The organism is uncultured Anaerococcus sp., assembly GCF_963510575.1.
GTDB lineage: Bacteria > Bacillota > Clostridia > Tissierellales > Peptoniphilaceae > Anaerococcus.
In genome coordinates, this window is the sequence record NZ_CAUPFR010000078.1 from 1 (window position 1) to 7876 (window position 7876).

The following is a 7876-nucleotide window of genomic DNA, read 5'->3' on the forward strand; positions in this document are numbered from 1 at the left end:
CTGCAGGACTTGCAGCAGCAGCCAAGGCCTATGATTGTGGGGTAAAAAACGTCTTAATTGTAGAAAGGGATAAAAAACTTGGGGGTATCCTAAACCAATGTATCCACAATGGTTTTGGTCTTCATAGGTTTAAGGAAGAATTAACTGGTCCTGAATATGCAGGAAGATTTGAAGACGAAGTGGACAAACGTGATATAGACGTGATGCTAAATACAATTGTAATTGACTTTAGTTCTGATAAGACCCTTACCCTTATGAATGAAGAAAATGGAATGTTTCAAATCAGGCCAAAGGCAGTAATCCTTGCCATGGGTTGCAGGGAAAGACCAAGAGGAGCCCTAAATATTCCAGGAAGTCGTCCAGCAGGTGTATATTCAGCCGGCACAGCCCAAAAATTAGTCAATATTGATGGCTTTATGCCAGGCAAAAAAATTGTAATCTTAGGTTCCGGAGATATTGGTCTAATAATGGCAAGACGTATGACCCTTGAAGGGGCAGAAGTAAAATGTGTTGCAGAAATTATGCCATATTCTGGGGGTCTAAAGAGAAATATAGTCCAATGTCTAAATGACTTCGATATTCCGCTTTACTTTTCAACAACAATTTCAGATATAGAAGGAACTGACAGGGTAAAGGGAGTTTACCTATCAAAGGTAGATGAAAACATGAAAGTAATCCCAGGAACAGAAGAATATGTGGAATGCGATGCTATCCTTCTTTCAGTAGGACTTATTCCAGAAAACGAATTAAGCAGGGATGCTGATATTAAAATGGACCCAAGAACCAAGGGAGCAGAGGTATCTGACAGGATGATGACCTCCATAGATGGTGTATTTGCAGCAGGAAACGTCCTTCACGTTCACGACCTAGTAGACTATGTAACAGAAGAAAGTGAACTTGCTGGAGAAAATGCAGCAGCCTATATCAAGGATGAATTTAATTCAGAAAATGAAAATAAAATCCACCTCACACCAGGCAATGGCGTAACCTACACAGTTCCTCAATATATAGCCCCAGGCTCAATGAGAGATGAAGTTGTAATTAGGTTTAGGGTAAATAATATTTACCAAAAATCAAGGTTGGTCCTTGAGGTAGACGGCAAGGAAGTTGCCCAAAAGAGAAAGATAGTCTTTGCCCCAGGTGAAATGGAAGACTTGGTTCTTAAGAAAAGCGATTTGAATGAAAATAGCGAAAAAATCGAAGTAAGATTGGAGAGCTTATGATCAAAGAATTAACCTGTATAAATTGCCCACTAGGATGTACAGTTAGCGTAACTGTAGAAGGTGGAGAAATTACAAATATAACTGGCAACACCTGCAAGAGAGGCGAAATATATGCCAAAAATGAACTAACAAACCCAGTTAGGACAGTAACCTCAACAGCCAGAGTAGATGGAGCAAGAGAATATCTTGTTTCAGTTAAAACCGAACAAGCCGTTCCAAAAGATAAAATTATGGAAGTAATGAAAGAAATAAATAAGGCCCATATAAGTGCACCCGTAAAAATTGGCGACTGCCTAATAGAAAATGTTGCAGACACAGGAGTTAGGGTAGTAGCTACTTCAAAGGCATCTTAGTTTAACCCTGCAGTAAAAAACCTTATAGAAAATAATTTTAATAAAATCCTCAAACCCACCAATAAAATTTGGTGGGTTTTTTAGTCGGAAATTTCCTTGATAAATTTGTTGATGTCAGCCTTGTTGACCCTGCTAATACCTGAATGTTCGCTATCAAAACGGTCAGATTTTATTTTTTCTCCGCTTTCATCTTCCATAACTTCGATTACCCTAGACCTACAAAAAGAGCCTTGGCAAAAGCCCATGCCTGCCCTGGTCCTTCTCTTTATAGAGTCAAAAGAATTGCAAGGAAGGCCACGATTCATGGCATCTCTTATAGTTTTCTCGCTTACTTGCTCACACCTACAGACAAGTCTTTCTGGATTTCCCAAAGGAAGGTCAACTTTTTTGATAATTCTATTAAAGTCTTCTAGGTCCTTGTATTCTATAATTGGCTTCCTATGAGGATTGTAGGTAGGATTTTCTATCAAATTTAAACCTAAATTTCTTAAAATTTCCTCAACCATTTTTGCAATAGCGGGTGAAGATGTTATGCCTGGTGACTGGATGCCAACTTCATTTATAAAGCCATTTGTCTTGGTGTTTTCTATGATAAAATCACCTGTGGATGAGGCTGGGCGAAGACCTGCGAAAGACCTGATAAATTCTTTGAGATTTATAACGTCTTCCTTAACTGATTTTTGGGCGAGTCTGTAAATTTCAGCCAACCTTTCTATGTGGGTGCCCTTGTCAATTTCTTCTTCATCTATGGCATCTGGGCCTAGGAGAAGGTTATTGTGGTAGGTTCTTGTTACAAGTATGCCCTTGGATTTCGGACTTGGGGTTTGAAAGAGAACTTGTTTAACCCTTGCCCCTGTGCCCTTTTGCATTATTAGGTATTCGCCAGATCTTGGGTGGATGGTGAACTTAGTTTCTGTAATCATTTGGGAAATTTTTGCACCCTCGAGGCCTGAAGAGTTGATTACAAAACGACTTTCAAAACTTTCTCCACTTTCACTTGTAACTGTGAATATTTCCCCATTTTTTTTCTATATTTGTAACCCTATTTTCAAGTTTAAGCTCTACTCCATTAGAAACTGCATTTTCCATGAGGGCTATAACATATTCGTAGGGCGAACAAAGGCCAGCACCCTTGCAATATAGGGCAGAAATAGCCTTATCTGACACATTCGGTTCGATTTCTCTTAGCCTAGCTTGGTCAATTATTTCTATATCATCAAGCCCATTTTCAAGACCCATAGCCATGAGTTTTTCAAGTTCTTTTTCATCTTCTTTGTCAAAGGCTAAAACGAGGGACCCGTTTTCTAAAAAACCAAAATTTAATTCTTCATTGAGTTTTTTAAATTCTTTTCTGCCTTCATAACATATTCTGCCCCTAAGTTCGGAATGGGGTTCAGCATAGCCACCGTGGATTATAGCAGAATTTGCCTTAGAAGCGCCCATGGATACGTCGTTTTCTTTTTCGAGGACGAGGATATTTAGTTTGTAACGAGATAGGCTTCTGGCAATACTAGCTCCTGTGACTCCAGCTCCAATAATTATTAAATCATACATACATTTTCCTTTCAAAAATGAAGCTTCTTCAACTTTATTTTTACTTAAGATTTATTAAAATTTGTTGAAATTTGCTTATAGACAAAAATAGAGCGGGTAAATAATCTCCGCTCTTTCACTCTTATATTAGGTAAACATTTTCTTAATTATAGCATAAGTTTGAGCTAAATTCAATCCAAGGATTTTTAAAAATAATTACAAAAATTCTTTATAAAGATTTATTGGGATAATTTTTAATTAAAATTTGAAGATATTAGTCTAAACTGGTTTATATTTTCACTTTTAAAAGTATATTATATATAGTATGTAAAGGGAGAATTATTATGAGATGTGAGCATTGCGGTGCGAATATAGATCAGGCTAGTAATTTTTGTCCGGTTTGTGGTAGTAAAATCGAGAAAAAAGACCAAGCTAGTGAATCTATCCAAGTAAATAAAAAAACGAAGAATGTTTTTTCAAAACTTCTCAAGTTTAATAAAAATAAAATAAACCCTCCAGACCATATAAATTCTAAGGAAGGCGAAGAGAATCAAGTAATTAGGTTAAATCAAGCTGAGGAGGATGAGCCAAAAATTTCACAAGAGGAAAATCTTCAACCAGCTAATGAAGATTTAAAGATTAATCCTAACGAAGAAAATATCTTTAAGCCAAATTCCTTAGATAGGATGGATAAAGAAAGCAGGAGGTTTGAAAATTTAGGGAGCACGTCTTCTCCATATAATCAAAGGTCGGTTATCGAAAAAGTCCAGGCCAAGGTTACAAGAAACCAGGCTAGGAATAACCGAGATGAAGATTATTATATAGATGATTATAAGGCCCTTGCTTTAAATAAAAATATAGAGGATAAGCTTGATAGACTGATAAATGGAAAAGACAAAGAATTGTCTAGTTTGACTATTTCTGGAAGTATAAGGAAGATTCAGAAAAATACTAGGGCTAAAACCAAGGCAGATTTAGGTCAAGAAATAATCAGGCCAGTCCAAAATGAGGAAGCTTTTAGGCCAAAGGAAGAGACGGCAAAGCCTATAAACAAAGACTTGGATGTAGGAAAAGAAGCAAGTGCAGAAACAAAACAAGTAGATTCATTCCAAAAGAAATACTTTACAAAAAGGAACCTGCTATTGGCTTTAATAGGTCTTTTGATTGCGGTAATCCTTGGAACCCTTTATATAAAAATGAGCAAGGCTGATGATATAACAATCCCACTTAGTGACTACATCAACATCAGCTATGAAGGTAGCGATGGCAATGCAGTGCCAAAAGCAAGCATAGATACAAAGAAGTTGATAGATGCTTATGGCAATGATATTAAATATATATCCAGGGATAACAATAAGGATTCCTACGGGTCTCCAGCTGAAGAATTTGCAGCAGACTTGGAAAGCAATGTGGTATTCCAATATTCAAAGGATAGTGGCTTGTCAAATGGAGATGAGATTACAGTCATGGCGAACCTTGACAATATCAAAATTTCAGATAAGTACAATGTCTTAATGTCAAATGCGTCAAAGGCAGTAATTATAGACGGCATAGCAAATGATGGCTTCACTGATCCTTTTGCCTATATCAAAGTAAAATTTGAAGGCAAGAGTCCAGATATCACCCTAAGTGCTAGCCTAACTGATGATGCGCCAGAATATATGAATGCTGTTGACATTATTCCTGCCAAGACAAATGGAATAAAAGAGGGCGAAGAGGTAGCTGTAAGCCTAAACTTCAACGCAGATGAATTTAAAAACACCTACAATGTAAGCCTATCTCCAACTAGCAAAAACTTTAAAGCAAGCACTGAAGAAGGCGAAAAAGAAGGGGAAGACAAAGAAGCAAGCAATAGCGATTCAGAATTTATAAGTACAACAGCCAACTTAGATGGGGATCTGTTGGGACAATTAAAATTCAAGGCTGGAGAGCTAATCAAACAAACTATATTATATAAAAATATAATTAGCGTTGATAAAATTGACTATCTTGGTTCATTTACAGGCGTCAAGGAAGACGGCAGTGGGGATATAAAAAATAAAGTTTACCTCATTTATGAAGTAACAACATCAGAAAAACTCCCAGACTCAAACTTCCAAACAAGCTTTAAATACTACACCTTTGTTCAATTCCAAAATGTGAAGAAGGCTATGGACGCAGATGGCAAGTTCTATAGTCAGGGACCAATAACGACAGATAACCAAATCTTCCACAAATTCTTTGTGGAAAGTGACTACAAGTATTACCAAATTGAATACCAAGGATTTGGTTTTATAGACAAGGCCCTAGCAAATGTTGGAAGTGGGCTTGAAGGCTTTAATGTAACTGAAGACAACAAGACAAATATCACCAACCACTTTGCTACATCTGACGGAGTAGTTGGAGAATATGAGGCGGACGGTAGGAGATTATCACTCAAGTCTGATGGCAGCCTCACCTACCAAATAGATAAGGCAGTCCACATCGGCTCCTACAGTGCAAACGGCAATCAAGTCTCAGCTACAATCAAGGGAGTGAATGTAGATACTCCGGTAATCCTAAATTACGACAATGGAACACTCAAGGCAGAAAGCCAAGGAGAATTTAACGCAATAAGCTTTAAAAAAATACAAAATTTTTAGGTTAAAAAAAGCCTGGTGGCAAGTGAAACGACCAAAAGATCGCTAATATATGTAGGTCAGGCTTTCACACCACCGGGTTTTTTAGTAAAGAAAACATAAGGAGAAAAAATGTTAGAAAATAAAGAGAAAAAATCCACCTATTACGAAGCCTATCCAAAATCATTTGTAGACTCAAATGCTGATGGAATCGGAGACCTAGATGGACTTAGGAGTAAGTTTACAATTATTTCACAATTAGGAATGAATTATATCATCATAAACCAAATTTTTGCAAAAAACAAGGGAAAGATTGACTTCTATGAAATAGAAAAAGATTTGGGGAATATAGAAGATATTAAGGCGATGTGTGAAAAAGGAAAATACACCAGACTTAAAGTTCTCTTAGACTTTGACGCCAAAGATCTCTTTGAGTCTTATGGGAAGGACCTAAAAGCAAAAATTATAGACATAATAAAATATTGGAAAGAAACAGGCATAAGAGGCATAAGGATAAGAAACCTATCCTACCTTTTCGAAAAATCTGAAACAGAAGCCAAAGACTTAATTGCAAAAATAAAAGCAAGTACAGACGAATTAGGACTAATGTTTATAGGAGGTTTTGACAATCCAAAATATTTAGAAAATGACATGGTAGATATGGCATATTTCTCCAAAGCCAATAGTCTAATAGAAAAACCAAACTCCTATAAAAATTTTTATGAATTTATAGACCAAATTCAGAAATTGAGCGAAGAAATACCAGCAGGAATGGATTTAGATAACCTCTCAAGCCCAAGACTTGTAGAAAAAATCTTAGCTCACGACGAAGAAGTAAGACCACTAACAGAAGCCCTAGCCACCATGCTTTTTAGCCTAAAAACAATTCCCTTCATCTACCAAGGCACAGAAATCGAAGCTAAAAGCGAATATGACGTAGATATGGAAGCCATAAATGATAGGGAAATCAAAAAAATTTATCATTCCTACCTAGAAGATGGCTTAAATGCAGAAGAAGCCTTTGACAAAATCAAAAGAGAAACCAATTTCTCAGCCAAAATTCCTCTAAGATGGGACAATTCCGCCCTAGGAAGGTTTTCTGAAATAAAAAATTACTATGGAACCATGATCCATTACGATAATAACTACAAGGAATACTTGAAACACAGCGACTCATTTTTCTTTTATATGTACAACATCATCATGTTAAGAAAAAGAGAATCAGCCTTCGGTCTAGGCGACTACGAGGTCTTATCAATTGATGATGCAGTCTACGCCTACAAGAGAACCTACAAGGATAAATCCTTTGTAATCCTAATAAATTTAAGCAATGACTTCTACGAACTGGACGAAAAAATCACCGACCTAATAAAGGAAGGCAAGCTAATAAAAAACAACAACCCAGACTACGACCCAGAAATTCTAGACGCTTACCAAGCTGTGATAATTGAGTTATAGAAAATTTATTGAATTAAAAAAAACACAAGCCTAATAGTTTTTTTAGAGCTTGTGTTTTTAAATTTCAAAACATCTAAGTGTGGAATTGCTAATTTATATCTTCATCCTTTTTAAAAATCATCATCTTATTGTCATCCAGGTAAAGATTTATGGTTTTGCCATCATTTATGATTTTGTATTTGAAACCTGTTCCGAAATTTGATTGGTTATTTTTAGAAGGTTTTGAAGTGCCTTCAACTTGAGAATCAATTTCTCCATCAAAATCTGTCACGTCATCGTAGATTTTCTTTTCTCCCGAAAATAAATAGAGCTTATCATCAATAAAAATCATAGGAATCAAATCCCACTCTACATTTTCATTAGCTTTCTTAACTTTATTCTTGCCAATGTTGGCATTTATACAAGCTGCACAGGAAAAAAATGTAATCAATAAAAATAGAAAATTTTCATCTCGACCCGCCTTAAAGATTGTAATTCAGGGTTAATCTTATATCAATCATATTAGAAAACACAAAAAGCAAGAACTAAAATTTGCAGATTTTTATAAAAGCTATTAATTTTTTAGGGCAATAAAAAAACAACCTAGTTGGTTGTTAATCTATGGTCGGGTCCAAAGGATTAGAACCTTCGAGCCTCACCTTCTCAAAGCCGAAGAGCTTCCAACAAAAAAAGCAAGAACTATGAGTTGCTGATTTGTATAAAGCTATTAATT

Annotated in this window: 5 protein-coding genes and 1 pseudogene; 4 read left to right on the forward strand and 2 right to left on the reverse strand. The window is 36.1% G+C overall.

The window, feature by feature from the left end; translation table 11 throughout:
- Together RQ907_RS06400 and RQ907_RS06405 are read left to right on the forward strand one after the other, a co-directional pair.
- Positions 1–1223: FAD-dependent oxidoreductase (locus RQ907_RS06400; protein ID WP_311492550.1), on the forward strand; the 1223-nt coding region annotated here is incomplete at its 5' end.
- Positions 1220–1576 (forward strand): DUF1667 domain-containing protein, encoded by a 357-nt coding sequence (locus RQ907_RS06405; RefSeq protein WP_311492551.1) that lies wholly within the window; start codon positions 1220–1222, stop codon positions 1574–1576. The genes RQ907_RS06400 and RQ907_RS06405, both read left to right, overlap by 4 nt.
- Before the next feature lie 80 nt (positions 1577–1656).
- On the opposite strand, the pseudogene RQ907_RS06410 reads toward RQ907_RS06405, so the two are convergent.
- A pseudogene (locus tag RQ907_RS06410) lies at positions 1657–3130 on the reverse strand (NAD(P)/FAD-dependent oxidoreductase).
- A 323-nt stretch (positions 3131–3453) separates the two neighbouring features.
- On the opposite strand from RQ907_RS06410, the gene RQ907_RS06415 reads away from it, so the two are divergent.
- On the forward strand, positions 3454–5730 hold the full coding sequence (locus RQ907_RS06415) for a zinc ribbon domain-containing protein (protein ID WP_311492552.1): 2277 nt from the start codon (positions 3454–3456) through the stop codon (positions 5728–5730).
- Positions 5731–5838: 108 nt separating this feature from the next.
- The gene (locus tag RQ907_RS06420) at positions 5839–7164 is read left to right on the forward strand and encodes an alpha-amylase family glycosyl hydrolase (protein WP_311492553.1); all 1326 of its coding nucleotides are present in this window, start codon (positions 5839–5841) and stop codon (positions 7162–7164) included.
- An 88-nt stretch (positions 7165–7252) separates the two neighbouring features.
- Here RQ907_RS06420 and RQ907_RS06425 read toward each other — a convergent pair whose 3' ends face one another.
- Entirely contained in the window at positions 7253–7594 is a 342-nt protein-coding gene (locus RQ907_RS06425) for a hypothetical protein (RefSeq protein WP_311492554.1), read from the reverse strand.
- Between the last annotated feature and the right edge of the window lie 282 nt (positions 7595–7876).